Source organism: Tateyamaria sp. (genome assembly GCF_039945315.1).
Lineage (GTDB): Bacteria > Pseudomonadota > Alphaproteobacteria > Rhodobacterales > Rhodobacteraceae > Tateyamaria.
Genome location: NZ_JBDUXB010000062.1, coordinates 20336 through 35482 on the forward strand (window position 1 = coordinate 20336; position 15147 = coordinate 35482).

The 15147-nt window shown below is 58.6% G+C and carries 13 protein-coding genes; 12 read left to right on the forward strand and 1 reads right to left on the reverse strand.

The genetic code is table 11. The annotated features are described in order from the left end of the window. The first annotated feature begins 20 nt into the window (after positions 1–20). From ABJD00_RS20570 to araD, 4 genes are all read left to right on the forward strand, one after another. Positions 21–389 carry a hypothetical protein gene (locus ABJD00_RS20570; protein ID WP_413830676.1) on the forward strand — a complete coding sequence of 123 codons (369 nt, stop codon included), beginning with the start codon at positions 21–23 and terminating at the stop codon, positions 387–389. Positions 390–588: 199 nt separating this feature from the next. Next, entirely contained in the window at positions 589–3921 is a 3333-nt protein-coding gene (gene carB, locus ABJD00_RS20575) for a carbamoyl-phosphate synthase large subunit (protein WP_413830678.1), read from the forward strand. A 155-nt stretch (positions 3922–4076) separates the two neighbouring features. Beyond that, positions 4077–4769 carry a dimethylsulfonioproprionate lyase family protein gene (locus tag ABJD00_RS20580; RefSeq protein ID WP_413830680.1) on the forward strand — a complete coding sequence of 231 codons (693 nt, stop codon included), beginning with the start codon at positions 4077–4079 and terminating at the stop codon, positions 4767–4769. A 78-nt stretch (positions 4770–4847) separates the two neighbouring features. Continuing rightward, positions 4848–6578 carry an L-arabinonate dehydratase gene (gene araD, locus ABJD00_RS20585; RefSeq protein ID WP_413830682.1) on the forward strand — a complete coding sequence of 577 codons (1731 nt, stop codon included), beginning with the start codon at positions 4848–4850 and terminating at the stop codon, positions 6576–6578. Positions 6579–6584: 6 nt separating this feature from the next. On the opposite strand, the gene ABJD00_RS20590 is transcribed toward araD, so the two are convergent. After that, a complete protein-coding gene (locus ABJD00_RS20590) occupies positions 6585–8264 on the reverse strand; it encodes an adenylate/guanylate cyclase domain-containing protein (RefSeq protein WP_413830684.1) in 1680 nt (559 codons plus the stop codon). Positions 8265–8480: 216 nt separating this feature from the next. Here ABJD00_RS20590 and ABJD00_RS20595 point away from each other — a divergent pair, with 216 nt between their 5' ends. The 8 genes from ABJD00_RS20595 (at position 8481) to ABJD00_RS20630 (ending at position 15051) form a co-directional block, all read left to right on the forward strand. Continuing rightward, positions 8481–9383 carry a peptidoglycan-binding protein gene (locus ABJD00_RS20595; RefSeq protein WP_413830688.1) on the forward strand — a complete coding sequence of 301 codons (903 nt, stop codon included), beginning with the start codon at positions 8481–8483 and terminating at the stop codon, positions 9381–9383. A 136-nt stretch (positions 9384–9519) separates the two neighbouring features. Continuing rightward, positions 9520–9891: a hypothetical protein gene (locus ABJD00_RS20600; RefSeq protein ID WP_413830690.1), complete on the forward strand. Its 372-nt coding sequence runs from the start codon at positions 9520–9522 to the stop codon at positions 9889–9891. Then, complete coding sequence (locus ABJD00_RS20605; RefSeq protein ID WP_413830692.1) at positions 9888–10952, forward strand: Rieske 2Fe-2S domain-containing protein; 1065 nt, start codon at positions 9888–9890, stop codon at positions 10950–10952. Before ABJD00_RS20600 ends, ABJD00_RS20605 begins: the two co-directional genes overlap by 4 nt. Next, on the forward strand, positions 10949–11719 hold the full coding sequence (locus tag ABJD00_RS20610) for a hypothetical protein (RefSeq protein ID WP_413830694.1): 771 nt from the start codon (positions 10949–10951) through the stop codon (positions 11717–11719). Before ABJD00_RS20605 ends, ABJD00_RS20610 begins: the two co-directional genes overlap by 4 nt. Continuing rightward, on the forward strand, positions 11716–11979 hold the full coding sequence (locus ABJD00_RS20615) for a hypothetical protein (RefSeq protein WP_413830696.1): 264 nt from the start codon (positions 11716–11718) through the stop codon (positions 11977–11979). The genes ABJD00_RS20610 and ABJD00_RS20615 overlap by 4 nt, the downstream gene beginning before the upstream one ends. Positions 11980–12049: 70 nt before the next feature. Next, the gene (locus tag ABJD00_RS20620) at positions 12050–13060 is read left to right on the forward strand and encodes a hypothetical protein (protein ID WP_413830698.1); all 1011 of its coding nucleotides are present in this window, start codon (positions 12050–12052) and stop codon (positions 13058–13060) included. A 118-nt stretch (positions 13061–13178) separates the two neighbouring features. Next, positions 13179–13607, forward strand: coding sequence for a hypothetical protein (locus ABJD00_RS20625; RefSeq protein ID WP_413830700.1), 429 nt, complete (start codon positions 13179–13181; stop codon positions 13605–13607). A 151-nt stretch (positions 13608–13758) separates the two neighbouring features. Further along, a complete protein-coding gene (locus ABJD00_RS20630) occupies positions 13759–15051 on the forward strand; it encodes an O-acetylhomoserine aminocarboxypropyltransferase/cysteine synthase family protein (RefSeq protein ID WP_413830702.1) in 1293 nt (430 codons plus the stop codon). Positions 15052–15147 lie beyond the last annotated feature (96 nt).

Here is a 15147-nt window from a genome sequence, read left to right on the forward strand (position 1 = left end):
CAGAATAGAGGCTGATAAACATGGAATACGGTCAACGTCAGGAACTGCGCAGCGAAGACGCCAGCGAGCGTACAACCCGCATGATGCGCTCGGTCCGTGAGATCCTTGCCGAGCAAGGACAAGAGCACCTTTTGGATGCCGCCAATTTCGAATCGGCAAGTGAAGCAGTCACGATGCCGCCCCGCCCAATGCCCGGTGCGGTCACAGCCGCAAGCGCTGCTGAAAAAGGCGGCGTTCAACGCCCACCACACATGAGTGGCACTGTCACCACAGCCAGGCCCAAGCCGATGCCTGTGAAAACCGCGCCTGAACCTGCGCCCGCAGAAGAACGCGTCGCACTGGCGCCGGAAAAGTCCCCTTCGCTTTTGTCCCGCCTGATTGGGCGCTAAGCCCGTCACTGGCAAACTTTAACAGCGACTGAAAATGAGGGGCCCTCGGCCCCCTTTTTGTTTGTTCAGGACTTGATATGGTCCGGCAAAGCGCGAATGCGCCCGCCCCCCCTTGCACCTGCCTGCACCATGCCTATAACGCAGCAAATTTGCCTGCGCGGCTTGCCGCAAAAGGCATGTCACAAACCGGGGGGCCCAGATGCCAAAGCGTACCGACATAAAGTCGATCATGATCATCGGCGCGGGTCCCATTGTTATCGGTCAGGCGTGCGAGTTCGACTACTCTGGTGCTCAGGCCTGCAAGGCGCTACGCGAAGAAGGCTATCGCGTCATCCTGGTGAATTCGAACCCCGCCACCATAATGACCGACCCCGGGCTGGCTGATGCCACCTATATCGAACCCATCACCCCCGAGGTGGTGGCCAAGATCATTGAAAAGGAGCGCCCCGATGCGCTGCTCCCGACGATGGGCGGTCAAACAGGTCTGAACACATCATTGGCGCTCGAAGAGATGGGCGTGCTCGACAAGTATGGCGTCGAGATGATCGGGGCCAAGCGCGCCGCCATCGAGATGGCCGAAGACCGCAAACTGTTTCGTGAGGCGATGGACCGTCTGGGCATAGAAAACCCGCGCGCAACCATCGTAACGGCCCCGAAAAACCCTGACGGCAAGAAAGACCTCGATTCAGGGGTCTCCATTGCGCTGGAAACCCTCGAAGATATCGGTTTGCCTGCCATCATTCGTCCCGCCTTCACTCTTGGTGGCACAGGCGGCGGCGTCGCATATAACCGCGACGACTACATGGCCATATGTCGTTCTGGCATGGATGCCTCGCCGGTCGGCCAGATCCTTGTGGACGAAAGCCTGCTGGGTTGGAAAGAATACGAGATGGAGGTGGTGCGCGACACCGCTGACAACGCCATCATCGTCTGCTCCATTGAAAACGTCGACCCAATGGGTGTGCACACCGGCGACAGCATCACCGTGGCGCCGGCTCTGACGCTGACCGACAAAGAATACCAGATCATGCGCAATCACTCGATCGCTGTCCTGCGCGAGATTGGCGTGGAAACGGGTGGCTCGAATGTGCAGTGGGCCATCAACCCGGTTGACGGGCGCATGGTCGTTATCGAGATGAACCCACGCGTTTCGCGGTCCTCCGCTTTGGCGTCCAAGGCGACAGGCTTCCCCATTGCCAAGATCGCCGCCAAGCTTGCGGTGGGTTACACGCTTGATGAGCTCGACAATGACATCACCAAGGTGACGCCTGCATCATTTGAGCCGACAATCGACTATGTCGTCACCAAGATCCCGAAATTCGCATTCGAAAAATTCCCGGGCTCGGAGGCGACACTGACCACCGCGATGAAATCCGTGGGCGAAGTCATGGCCGTCGGCCGTACCTTCCACGAATCCTTGCAAAAGGCGATGGCATCCATGGAATCCGGCCTTACCGGATTGGACGACATCGACATCCCCGGCGCACCCGATAACGCCGCCATTGTAAAGTCTATCGCGGCTCAAACACCGGACCGTCTGCGCCTGATTGCTCAGGCCATGCGCCACGGACTGTCTGATGACGAGATTCACGGGGTCACGATGTTTGATCCGTGGTTCCTCGCCCGCATTCGCGAGATTGTGGACACCGAAACAGACATCCGCGCGCAAGGGCTACCCGCCGACGCCGCCGGTCTGCGCGCGCTCAAGATGATGGGCTTTAGCGATGCACGCCTCGCTACCCTGACCGGAACATCCGAAAAAGCTGTCCGCGCCTTGCGCCATGATCGCGGTGTCACCGCCGTCTTCAAACGGATCGACACTTGTGCTGCCGAGTTCGAGGCGCAAACGCCCTACATGTACTCCACCTACGAAACCCCGGTCTTTGGCACGGTGGAATGCGAGGCGCGCCCATCCGACAAAAAGAAAGTCGTGATCTTGGGCGGCGGTCCCAACCGGATCGGGCAAGGGATCGAGTTCGACTACTGCTGCTGCCACGCTTGCTTCGCATTGACCGATGCGGGTTACGAGACGATCATGATCAACTGCAACCCGGAGACGGTGAGCACGGATTACGACACCTCGGACCGGCTCTATTTCGAACCACTGACCTTTGAACATGTGATGGAGATCCTGGCCAAAGAGCAGGAACAGGGCACGTTGCACGGCGTCATAGTGCAGTTCGGCGGGCAGACCCCGCTGAAGCTTGCCAATGCGCTGCAAGAGGCTAGCATTCCCATCCTCGGCACCACACCAGACGCCATTGATCTCGCCGAAGACCGCGAGCGGTTCCAAAAGCTTGTGCAAGACCTTGGCCTCAAACAACCCAACAACGGCATCGCACATTCCGACGAAGAAGCGCTTGAGATCGCAGGAAAAATCGGATTTCCACTGGTCATTCGCCCCTCTTACGTTTTGGGTGGGCGCGCGATGGAAATCGTGCGGGATCAGGCCAGCCTTGAACGCTACATCTCCGAGGCCGTCGTGGTCTCTGGTGACAGCCCCGTCCTTCTCGACAGCTACCTCGCCGGGGCCGTAGAACTGGATGTGGATGCGCTCTGTGATGGCTCCGACGTCCACGTCGCAGGTATCATGCAGCACATTGAAGAAGCAGGTGTGCACTCGGGTGATAGCGCCTGCTCCCTGCCACCCTATTCTCTGTCCAAAGAGGTGATCGCAGAGGTCGAAGTCCAAACGCACGCCCTTGCCCGCGCTCTCAATGTGGTCGGGTTGATGAACATTCAATTCGCGGTTCAAGGCGATGATATTTACCTCATCGAAGTGAACCCACGCGCCTCGCGCACCGTGCCGTTTGTGGCCAAGGCGACGGACTCTGCCATCGCCTCGATCGCTGCGCGGATCATGGCCGGTGAGCCGCTGTCCAACTTCCCACTGCGCGCGCCCTACGACGCCTCCGCCAACTACGAAGCCGTGCTGCCTCTGGGCGATCCGATGACGCTCGCCAATCCCGACATGCCATGGTTCTCGGTGAAAGAGGCTGTCCTGCCCTTTGCCCGCTTCCCTGGCGTGGACACAATCCTCGGGCCCGAAATGCGCTCAACTGGCGAAGTCATGGGCTGGGACCGCACCTTCGCGCGCGCCTTCCTCAAGGCTCAGATGGGCGCAGGCATGGTGCTGCCGGGCGCGGGCTGTGCCTTTATCTCGATCAAGGACGCGGACAAGACTCCGGACATGCTGGAAGCAGCACAGATCCTGACCGGGCTCGGCTTTACCCTCGTGGCAACGCGCGGGACCGCCGCGTGGTACGAAGGCCAAGGCGTGCCCTGCGGCACTGTCAACAAAGTCTATGAGGGACGGCCAGACGTCACCGACATGATGAAGGATGGGCGTATTCAGCTAGTTCTGAACACGACCGAAGGGGCACAGGCCGTCGAGGATTCCAAATCCATCCGCTCCATCGCGCTTTATGACAAAATCCCATACTTCACGACAGCCGCCGGGTCCTATGCTGCCGCATTGGCCATCCGCGAACAGGCGCAAGGTGAGGTAAGTGTGAAGGCGCTGCAGGGATAAACAGCACAGGCCTTGATCTTCGGTGGTAAGGAAATGGGCAAACGCTGTCGGTTCCCTTGCCAGCCGGGCAGGCAGGATACGATCCTATTGCGCGGCTCCACCCCCCAAGCTACCCGTCAACAACAGGCTTCTGACTTTCCGCGGGAGATCGCGCAATGACCGACATGAACACGCCCATGGCAACAGCGCGCCTGATGGACTCTCCCAACTGGCTCTATCTGCTACGCGAGTTTGACGCGCTGTACCGGTATGGCTCTGCCGGGGGCAGCCCAGCCATTCGAGGCCACCGCAAACGCGTGCGTGACCGATTGTCGGCTGCAATGGCTAAAAACCCAGACGTCCTACAAACCGGCGGCGTCAGCAAACCGGTAATCGCCCACTTTCCACGTGCCCTTGATCTGGGCGAACGGGGCGCGATGCAGGGAATGGCGCGCGCCTTGCGCGAGGTACGCGATGCGCTGACATGGGAATACGGCTACGAAAAACTGTCCAAAGCACTTGCCCAGAAATACGCTTATTGCGAAGTGCTTGGACCCAAAGGACCGGTGCAATGCGACACGCTGATCCTTGGCTTCGTGTTCTTTGCCCCAAATACAACCTATCCCCAGCACTCCCACCTCGACATTGAAGAAAGCTATATCTCGGTTGCCGGCGCATGGTCAGAGAACAATGCAGCCGTCTTTGCACCCGGTTCTCTCATTCTGAACCGGTCGGGGGATGAACACCGCATCACCACAGGCGACCGCGACCCGTGCCTGCTGGCCTATGCTTGGTGCGGGCCCGAAGACCGACTTGCCTCTCCCAACATGAAGCTGACGGCGACACGGAAAGCGCGCCGCAACGCCTGAGTACGCACCAGTGGTGCGGTTTGGATTGCAGTGCTAGGCTCGGCCGTGATCCCTGCCCTAATCCGGACCCAGTCTCGCATGACCAAAGACCCCAAAGACCTTCGCTCCGCCCGCTGGTTTGCGCCTGACGACCTGCGCTCGATGGGCCATCGCAGTCGAGCGGCCCAAATGGGTTGGACTGGCGAGGATTGGGACGGCAAACCCGTGATCGCGATCATCAACACATGGTCTGATCTATCGCCCTGCCACCACCATCTGCGCGACCGCGCCGAATGGGTGAAACGTGGCATCTTGCAAGCCGGAGGCACGCCCGCCGAACTGCCTGTGCATGACTTTGCCGAACAGTTTCTGAAACCGACCTCAATGCTCTATCGCAACCTCGGTGCGATCGAGGTCGAAGAAACGCTGCGCAGCCACCCCGTCGACGGCGTCGTCCTGATGGGCGGCTGTGACAAGTCCACCCCGGCACTGGTGATGGGCGCTGTGTCCATGGGCCTGCCGATGATCTTCATGCCAGCAGGGGCAATGCTGCGCGGCAATTATGCGGGGCAAAAACTCGGCTCGGGCACGGATGTCTGGAAATACTGGGATGAGCGGCGTGCAGGCAACATAGGTGCCGCCGAATGGGAAGGCGTACAGGGTGGCATCGCACGCTCGTATGGCACCTGCATGACCATGGGCACTGCTTCCACCATGATGTCGATTGCCGAAGGGTTCGGGTTGTGCCTGCCGGGGGCCTCGTCGATCCCGGCCCCGGATGCTGGGCACAAACGTATGGCGGCAGCCTGCGGGCGACGCATCGTCGACATGGTGTGGGAGGACCTGACCCCAAACAAGATCATCACCCCTGCCGCAACCCGCAACGCGGTCACGGTGGCGATGGCCACGGGCTGTTCCACCAATGCGATCATCCACCTCATCGCCATGGCGCGTCGCGCAGGCGTTGACCTGAACCTCGACGACATTGATGCCGTTGGACGTACCACACCCGTAATCGCCAATATCCGACCCTCCGGTACCGAGTACCTGATGGAAGACTTTTTCTATGCGGGCGGACTGCCTGCCTTGATGCAGGAGTTGGGAGACAAACTGGATTTGAGCGCAGCCACGGTGACAGGCCAGACGCTTGGCGAGGACATCGCAAGCGCGCGTAACTTCAACACTGACGTCATCCGCCCTCTCTCGAACCCCGTCTATTCCGAAGGGTCCCTTGCCGTGCTGCGCGGCAATCTTGCCCCCGACGGAGCGGTGATCAAACCGGCGGCCATGGACCCCAAATTCCAGACTCACAAAGGCCCCGCCATCGTCGCCGACAGTTACGACGCACTTAAAGAGATCATCAACGACGAAGACTACCCCATGACGCCAGACAGCGTTCTGGTGCTGCGCAATTCAGGCCCACAAGGGGGGCCGGGCATGCCAGAATGGGGCATGATCCCGATGCCCAAGGCACTACTGAAGCTGGGCCTGCGGGATATGGTGCGACTGTCAGATGCGCGAATGTCGGGCACATCTTACGGCGCGTGCATCCTGCATGTGGCACCCGAGGCGTACGTGGGCGGCCCCCTCGCACTGATCAAAACCGGGGATATCATTGAAGTGGATGTGCCGGGCCGGTCGCTTAACGTGCAGCTGTCCGACACAGAGCTCGCTGAACGCCGCGCGGCGTGGGTCGCACCCGAACCACGCTACCAGCGTGGCTATGGGTGGATGTTTGCCCGCCACATTCAGCAGGCAGACAAAGGATGCGACTTTGACTATCTCGAAACCGGGTTTGGCGCGCCGGTCCCCGAACCCGACATCAATTGAACCGCCCTATTCGGGCATTCCGGCCAGCCGTAGCCCATCCAGATACCGATTGTCATAATCATGATCGGCGAACAGATTACGGGCGCGGATCACGCGGATCGAATCCTGCGGATCAGCAGCCAGAGCAGCGGCCAATGCCTCACTCGCCGCGCTCATGTCCCCAAGATGCGCGTGCGCCGCGGCCAGAATACGGTGCAACGTCGCATAGTCCGCACTTGTCTCCAGCCCTTCGCGGGCATGGGCAATCGCCGCCGCATCATCACCCGTCTGAAGCAGAGCAAAGGCCAATCCACCCTTAATCGCCAGTGCCCACGGGCTTTGCCGCCCAAGCGTCCACGCCTTGGACAGGCATTCGGCCCCTGCCCCTTGATCACCAATCCAGACATAGGCCCATCCCGACAACGTAAGGGTCAGGTAATCTGAAGAGGCCTGGCGCAACGCCTTTTCGATGATCTTGCGCAAGGTCACAGGGTCGCGGGCCTCGGCATAGGCGGTCACGCCCAGCACGAGATGCAAATGAGTGTGATCGGGCGCAAGCGGAATCGCCGCAGCGCACCATTTCGGGACCGACCGGGCGTAGGGTTCGGTGACGGCATGATACCCCATGACCGCCGCCGACAAATAGGAGACCAGCGCAAGGGCAAGCGCTTCGGGCGACTGTGGGTCCTTTTCAATGGCCGCACTGGAATAGGCCAACGCTTCGTCAAAGGCGTTCGGGTCCAGACGATCCAACGCCAGTTGCCCACGCAGCTCACACTGGTTGGAGTTCATCTCCTCCAGCGTCAGCTTGTCCAGGACACGGCGTTCAGCGTCGAATACTGCCGCCAGAACGTGACTCACCAGCGTTTCAGTGGACGTATCCTGCCAATCAAACGCATCATCCATATCGCCGTCGATTTTAGTGGCCCACAATTCAGTGCCGGTTGGTCCAACGAGGCGGACCTCAAGGCGCAAGCGTGTTCCACTGGCCCGGAGGCGCGAGGTGAGCGTATAGGCCTGACCGCGTACCGCCCCACTGGTGACAGACAGCCAATGCGTGGCCCCCAGATAGGTCAGCACATCGCCCGTCATGGCATCTGCAAGCTCGATCACATCGGTGCGAGGATCCGATGTCTGGACCGGCAAGATAGCCACATGCGGGCGATCCACAGAGGTTTGAACGGCAAAAGACGCTTCAGGCGCCTGCCCGCCCGTCCACACCCGTACAGGCTTGGAAATGTTCTTGAGCATCCGTTCGCCAGCGTCATCAAAAGACGGGCGCAACGTACCATCCAGACTGCCAAACACAGCATCGGAAATTGCGATTGTGCCGGGCCGGGCGATCTCTTCCAGTCGGGCGGCCACGTTCACTCCATCGCCAAACACATCCTCCTCATCTTCGATAACGTCGCCCACATGCAGGCCAAGGCGCAGGCGCATTTTGGGATCATCATGGGTAGGATCAGTGGCCAGCAAATCCTGAATCTGCAACGCGCAGGTCGCCGCGTCGGCGGCGGCCGAAAACAATACGATCCATCCGTCGCCCATGCTTTTGACAACGCGGCCATGGCGCGAAGCAACGGCGGGGCGAAATATCTCGGAGCGCAGGCGCTTGAGCGCATTCAGCGTCGCCTCAGCGTTATCACCCATCAATTCAGAATAGCCTGCCACATCCGCGACAAGAACGGCAGCCAGACTGCGTTGCATTTCATACCCCCGGTGCCAAAGCGCGTTTGGCTGTATCAATACTCTGCAGACTGACGATTTTTGCGATGTGGCGCAAGTTCTTAGGCGATGGTTCCATCCACTTGAGAAGATCAGCAACAACCTCTGCAAAAGAAGACTTTGCACCCATACGTTGCGTTACGTCAGGACCCTTCCTAGTGTGATCCACATCCGATCTGCAAACCGAGGCTATCTCACGTGGCAACAAAGAACTGGGCGAAAATTCAGCGTGAACTGAAAAGGCGCGGATTTGCACCTGGACCCGTTGATGGAGTTCGTGGCGGCAAAACCATCGAGGCCGTCCGCGCGTTTCAGCGAAAGTACGGGCTAGTCGCTGACGGGATTGTTGGCAACAAGACGTACCGCGCCCTTTTTGACACGAGTGCTGCTGCAGGGTTGTCGATCATGACCGCCGCACACATGATCGATACGGCTTACCATCTCGACCCCCTCAGACCGACAGCAGGGGATATGAAACTGAACAGCGAATTTGATGTCTATGTGGCCAAGCGGTGTACAGTAAAAGGCGTCGAAGCATACATGCTGAGCAACAACTGTCTGTTGATACCGGGCAGCAATGGGCTGAACGACTACTTGCGTTTCAATTTGCGCCTCTGGGGGGTTGGCAGGCGACGGCTGAGTTTCCGGGAAGAGGCCAAGAAACAGGATGTCGAGACCGGAACTCGACTTGGGTTTTCTCGCACATTCTGGCATCAAGGATTTCTGTCGCACGCAAAGAAAATCCACGAATGGGTTGGACCAGACGCCAACGATTGGCCCGAAATGATTATCGGGCATTCTCTTGGGGCGGCAGCGGCACAGATTTTGTCAAAGACATGGGCAGCCCCTGCGATCGGCTTTGCCGCTCCACGCCCACGCAAATCCCAGGGTGCAGTCGAGCTAAGCAACCTGTCGCTGTCGATTTGTCGCAAAGATGATATCGTCTGCTATTTGCCCAACGCGTTTCACCGGGTAGGCCAGACCCGCATCCTGCGTCACAAACGGCCAAAGGCCGGGCTGAACCACGATATGGAAGCCTACATCGACGCACTGAAAAACCGCAAACTTTTCTCGGGAATTCCGACCACATGGAATCCCTGAGGGATTCGACTCCGGTCGCCGAACACCGCTCTTGATCACAATTTCGCCCGGTCACGGAAATTGGGCACTTTGTCCTTGGGTCTGCGCCAGCCCCTTTGTAGGGTCGGATAACATCGGGACGAACAGAAGGCGCATCATGGATATTGCACAAGCCCTCGTTATGGGGATGCAAACATGGGGCCTCATCGGCGCGATTGTTGCAACCGTGTTTCTGACCATCGGCATGGACCGCATCGACGAAGACGCGCGCGGCGCCTACGTTTTCCGCCCTCTGCTGATCCCCGGGGTCATGTTGATCTGGCCCCTTGTGCTGTGGCGCTGGTGGCAGATCGAGACCGAGACCGCCCCGTGGGCCGCCCGTTACCAAGCTGTCCGCGGGTGGTACGGTGCCGCAGTCATCGCCATGAGCATTGGGATCATTGTTGTTGTCGCGATGGGGCTTTCGGTGCGCCAAACTTGGCCCGCAGACGCTGTGCCTGTGCAACTGAGCACCGGAGCGGATCAATGAGCGTCAAGTACACTCCCGTTCAGTGGAACCGAAACAAATGGATTTATGACGGAGTGATGCTGGCCGGCGTGGCCGCATTCCTGTGGATCTTTCTCTATGTCACGCCGCAAGTGCTGTCCCATGAACGGGCCATCAACCCACAGATCCACAACGCCCGCGCCTTTGGGGCCTGCGCATTTGTGATGCTTACGATCATCCTTTGTATTGGCCCCGCCGCGCGGCTGGACAAGCGATTTCTGCCACTACTTTACAACCGCCGCCATTTCGGAGTCATGACCGCCTTTGTGGCCCTCACCCATGCCGGTTACATCCTGAACTGGTACTTCGCCTTTTCCAGTGCGGACAAGTATGTCGGTCTCCTCTATGCCAATGTCAGTTTTGGGCAGGTTGCAGGCTTTCCCTTTGAAGTCTTTGGGATATTTGCACTGTTCTGCTTGCTGATCCTTGCCACCACCAGCCATGACTTCTGGCTCAAGTTCCTGACACCACCTGTATGGAAGCGCCTCCACTACCTGATCTATGCAGCCTATTTTTCGGTCGCGGCACACATCAGCCTTGGCATCCTGCAAGACCAGCAGAACCACATCTTTACGGTACTGTTTATCGGCGGAGCCGGAGCGGTCATCGTGTTGCATCTCGCCGCGTGGTGGTTCGAGAGCAGTGACGCCGGGGGCAAGGATGGGGCATGGATCGAAGTGGCGGTGCCGGATGACTTCAAAGAAGGGTTCGCAAAAATCACCCGCCTGCCCAACGGGGACCGCGTGGCGGTCTACCTGATGGAAGGGCAACTGTCGGCCATCTCCAACGCCTGCGCCCACCAAAATGGCCCGCTGGGAGAAGGGCGGGTGATCGATTGCCTCGTCACCTGCCCGTGGCATGGGTTTCAATACGATGTGCGCTCTGGCCGCTCGCCCGCGCCGTTCACCGAAAAGGTGCCGACCTACCGATTGCGCCTAAAAAACGGGATGGTCGAGGTGCACCCGGATGCCAATCCTCCCGGCACGTATGTCGATCCGCTACCACTGCCTGAAATCCAACAGCCCCAAGGAGAACCCGCATGAGCGACGACTCTGAGAAAGGCGGGCCCTTCTTTGTCGGCTATCTGCCCGCGCCCGGCCCGCTGCGCGTGTTTTTGCTGTCTATTTGCCTTATGGTCATGGGCGGTTTAGCGGCTGCGGGCTACTTCATGGGCACCGCGCAGGACGACCCCGGCCCCGGTGCGTTCCGTTTCGATTATGGCCGACAGACAGTGACCGGCGTCGTGGAAATGACCCCCTATCCGGTGATCCATGTGACCGAAGGAAATGACCGGATCAAACCCGGCGACAGTTTTTTGATGACGGCGGCGGGTAAATCTGGTGTCGACAGCCGCGCCATGCCGCTCAATGGGCAACTGGCTGAGGTGTCTGGCGTCGTGCTGGAACGCGGGGACCTATACATGTTGCAACTGCGCGGCGGGCGCAACGGTTTGAAAGCGGCCGAAGGCGATGCACCCCAGGTGCCGGCCGAACCTCAAGGGCGTTGGCAGCTGACGGGCGAGATCTGTGATGGCAAATGCCTCGCAGGGGCCATGCGCCCGGGTCGCGGTCTGGCCCACAAGGCCTGCGCCAACCTGTGCTTGCTGGGAGACGTTCCGCCCATTTTCGTCTCGTCCCAGCCTGTGTTGGGTGAAGAATTCTTGCTGGTGACGGGACCGGACGGCACCCGCCTGCCCCGTGCCGCCTACGATCACGTGGCCCAATTCATCACAGCTGAGGGCGAGATCACCAAACGCGGTGATCTTCTGGTCTGGGAAATTGACGTCGACACGATCGAGGTGACGCCATGAAGCGGATCACCTGGCTGGTCGTCGTCGCTTTGGTCGCAGCTATCTTCTTTTATCTGTCACGCTTCTGGACCCTCTCGCTCTGGTCGCGCAGCGGTCTGTTCGGGATCGAAGAATTGCGTCCCCAAGGCAGCCTCTTGGGTCAATGGGTGCGCGGCACGGACTTTGCCCCGTTCGAACTGCTGATGTGGGCAATCGGAGTGTTTTTGATCCTTACTTTATTGCAAAAACTCTATGATCGGCTGAACCGACCGCCAGAGTGACGATCAGTGCTTTATCGAACGCAGTTTCCTTCTATAGTTGTGCTAAGAAAAAAGATGCAAAGCAGGCACAATGGCACGCAAACCCGCAAAACAGGCGGAACAGCTCTTTAACATCGCCCTTGTGGGGCAGTCCGGGCGGCTGGAGTACGAAGCTCTGTTGTTTGTTGCCTCGCTGCGCGCCAAAAGCCCCAATTTCAAAGGCCGCGTGCTGATCGCAGAACCCCAGCCCGGCTCGTTATGGCCCAAGGATCCGCGGATCGGAACCGCAGATGTACGGGCGGCCCTCGCTGACCTAGGCGCCGAAACAGTCCCCTTTGAATCGAAGCATTTCGGCCATACTTACCCGCCCGGAAACAAGATCGAGATGCTGCAGGCATTGCCCAAAGGCGAGCCGTTTGTGTTTTTTGACAGCGATACCCTAATCACGGGTGAACTCAACGACGTGCCCTTCGACTTTGACTATCCCAGCGCATCGATGCGGCGCACCGACACATGGCCGCAACTGGAACTCTACGGGCCCGGCTACACTGACATCTGGAAGTCGCTCTATGATGCGTTTGATCTAGACTTTGAAAGCAGTCTCGACCTGAACGAGCCTGACGAGTACTGGAAACGCTATCTCTACTTCAACGCAGGCTACTTTTTCGGATCATGTCCGCATGCATTCGGGGAAAAATTCCTCGCATACGCTTTGCACATTCGTGACACTCCACCGCCAGAGCTTGTGTGCCAGTCATTGGATCCGTGGCTTGACCAAGTGGCCCTGCCCCTTGTGATCCACGCCTTGGGTGGTGGACGCAATAGCGCTGTACATGCACATCTCGACGGGCCGGTGAGCTGTCATTACCGTCTGCTCCCAATGCTTTATGCCCGGGAAAACCAAACGGTCATAGACACACTCCAGGAGGTATGCAGCCCCAACAAGATCAAAAAAGTGCTTAAAGGGTACGATCCGATCAAGCGCATGGTCTTTCAGGGGCGTGGCGAAAAAGTGCGCGCGTTGTTTGATCAAAATGATCTACCCCGCAAGGAACAAGCGATCCGGAATCGGATCAAATCCAACGGTTTCTGGATGCGCTAGTTCCTGACGCTACGTTACTTTGAAGCTGCACTAAAAAAGGGGTGGTACGTCCGTAAATAGGGCGTAACGGCATAGCCATTGACCATCTGGTCAAATTTTCAACAAAAGGAGCAGGTACATGTCTGATGCCACTTGCGGATTTTTGAGCACCCTGAGTCAAAACTTCATGCGGGGCCGGCTTGACGCGGTCGTCGAACACTTTGTTTTTCCAATTCCGCTTTATGCCGGGGACTCGCTGCAAGTCTTTGGCGCACCGTGCACGTTCAAAGAGGTCCTGACGATGTATCGCGACGCCACGCTGCACGCCGGTATCACCCAACTCGTGCCGCGCATTCTGGCCAACGGTCTCCCCGTCAACGGCTACAGCAACGTTTGGGTGGAATGGGATCACCACGACGCTGACGGGACGTGCCTAAAAACAAGCCAGGTGCACTACGTGTTCTTTCATGCGGCTGCCGCGCAGCTTCCGAAGATCGAAATGATTGAATACACCGAACTGGCTTTCCCCGAAGTTCCAGCGAGCTTTTCTATGGCCAAGATCGCCTGATCCCGATCATTGGCGTCTGTGCAAGATGCGCAGCCTAACCATCCACCCGTGATCGCGCAGGTGCTAAAAAGTCCGGATCGCCTTGCCCGCGGGCCCTCCTTTGCCTATCGATAGCGCAACCACAGCGCCTTAAGGCAAAGGAACCTCAAAAATGACCAACGGCCCAAAATACGGTTTTGACACCCTTCAAATTCACGCAGGCGCTCGGCCTGACCCAGCCACGGGTGCACGCCAGACACCGATCTATCAAACCACAGCGTACGTGTTTCGTGACGCAGAACACGCCGCAGCTCTCTTTAACCTGCAAGAGGTCGGCTACATCTATTCCCGCCTGACCAACCCGACGGTCGCTGTGCTGCAGGAACGGATCGCCACTCTAGAAGGAGGCGTCGGCGGAGTATGTTGTTCATCAGGACACGCGGCGCAAATCATGGCGTTGTATCCGCTGATGTCACCCGGCAAGAACGTGGTCGTCTCAACTCGTCTCTACGGTGGCACCGTCACCCAGTTCAGCCACACCATCAAACGGTTCGGGTGGGAGGCCACGTTTGTCGACTTTGACGATCTGGACGCGGTGAAGGCCGCCATCGATGACAACACCCGCGCCGTGTTCTGCGAAGCGATTGCCAACCCGGGCGGATACATTACAGATCTGGATGCGATTGCCAAAATTGCCGACGGTGCAGAAATTCCACTGATCGTAGACAATACAACAGCCACACCCTACCTGTGCCGCCCCATCGAACACGGAGCGACGCTGGTAGTTCATTCCACAACCAAATACCTGACGGGCAACGGCACAGTCACCGGAGGCTGCGTCGTAGATTCCGGCAAGTTTGACTGGTCAGCCAACGATAAATTCCCAGCTCTGTCACAACCCGAACAGGCCTACCATGGGCTCAAATTCCACGAAACGTTCGGCCCCCTTGCCTTCACCTTCCACGGGATCGCAATTGGTTTGCGGGATCTGGGCATGACAATGAACCCGCAGGCCGCACACTACACGCTGATGGGGACAGAAACCTTGTCACTACGTATGGATCGACATGTCGAAAACGCAGTCAAGATCGCCAACTGGCTCGAAAAGGACCCACGCGTTGAATACGTGACCTATGCAGGTCTGAAATCCTCGCCCTACTACAAACGAGTGGCCAAGATCTGTCCACGCGGTGCAGGTGGGCTGTTCACCTTTGCGGTAAAGGGGGGCTACGACGCGTGTATCAAACTGGTCAACGCGCTTGAGATTTTCAGCCACGTGGCGAACTTGGGCGATGCCCGCTCGCTCATTATCCACTCGGCCTCCACCACCCACCGCCAGCTGACCGCAGACCAGCAGCGTGCCGCCGGGGCTGCGCCTGAAGTGGTCCGCGTATCCATCGGAACAGAGGATGTGGATGATCTGATCGCCGATCTGGATCAGGCGCTGGCCAAGGCATCAAGCTAGGGCCAGTCCCCACGCCGCTTTTACTTTGCATGGGCAAAGTCCTGCTTTATCCTACCTTGCACAGATAGGTGCGTTCCACCGACGTGCCGAACTTGC

Bases quoted from the DNA above. Each gene is read 5' to 3' on its own strand.
- ABJD00_RS20570 (WP_413830676.1), top strand. From the start codon at position 21: ATGGAATACGGTCAACGTCAGGAACTGCGCAGCGAAGACGCCAGCGAG.
- carB (WP_413830678.1), top strand. From the start codon at position 589: ATGCCAAAGCGTACCGACATAAAGTCGATCATGATCATCGGCGCGGGT.
- ABJD00_RS20580 (WP_413830680.1), top strand. From the start codon at position 4,077: ATGACCGACATGAACACGCCCATGGCAACAGCGCGCCTGATGGACTCT.
- araD (WP_413830682.1), top strand. From the start codon at position 4,848: ATGACCAAAGACCCCAAAGACCTTCGCTCCGCCCGCTGGTTTGCGCCT.
- ABJD00_RS20590 (WP_413830684.1), bottom strand. From the start codon at position 8,264: ATGCAACGCAGTCTGGCTGCCGTTCTTGTCGCGGATGTGGCAGGCTAT.
- ABJD00_RS20600 (WP_413830690.1), top strand. From the start codon at position 9,520: ATGGATATTGCACAAGCCCTCGTTATGGGGATGCAAACATGGGGCCTC.
- ABJD00_RS20605 (WP_413830692.1), top strand. From the start codon at position 9,888: ATGAGCGTCAAGTACACTCCCGTTCAGTGGAACCGAAACAAATGGATT.
- ABJD00_RS20610 (WP_413830694.1), top strand. From the start codon at position 10,949: ATGAGCGACGACTCTGAGAAAGGCGGGCCCTTCTTTGTCGGCTATCTG.
- ABJD00_RS20615 (WP_413830696.1), top strand. From the start codon at position 11,716: ATGAAGCGGATCACCTGGCTGGTCGTCGTCGCTTTGGTCGCAGCTATC.
- ABJD00_RS20620 (WP_413830698.1), top strand. From the start codon at position 12,050: ATGGCACGCAAACCCGCAAAACAGGCGGAACAGCTCTTTAACATCGCC.
- ABJD00_RS20625 (WP_413830700.1), top strand. From the start codon at position 13,179: ATGTCTGATGCCACTTGCGGATTTTTGAGCACCCTGAGTCAAAACTTC.
- ABJD00_RS20630 (WP_413830702.1), top strand. From the start codon at position 13,759: ATGACCAACGGCCCAAAATACGGTTTTGACACCCTTCAAATTCACGCA.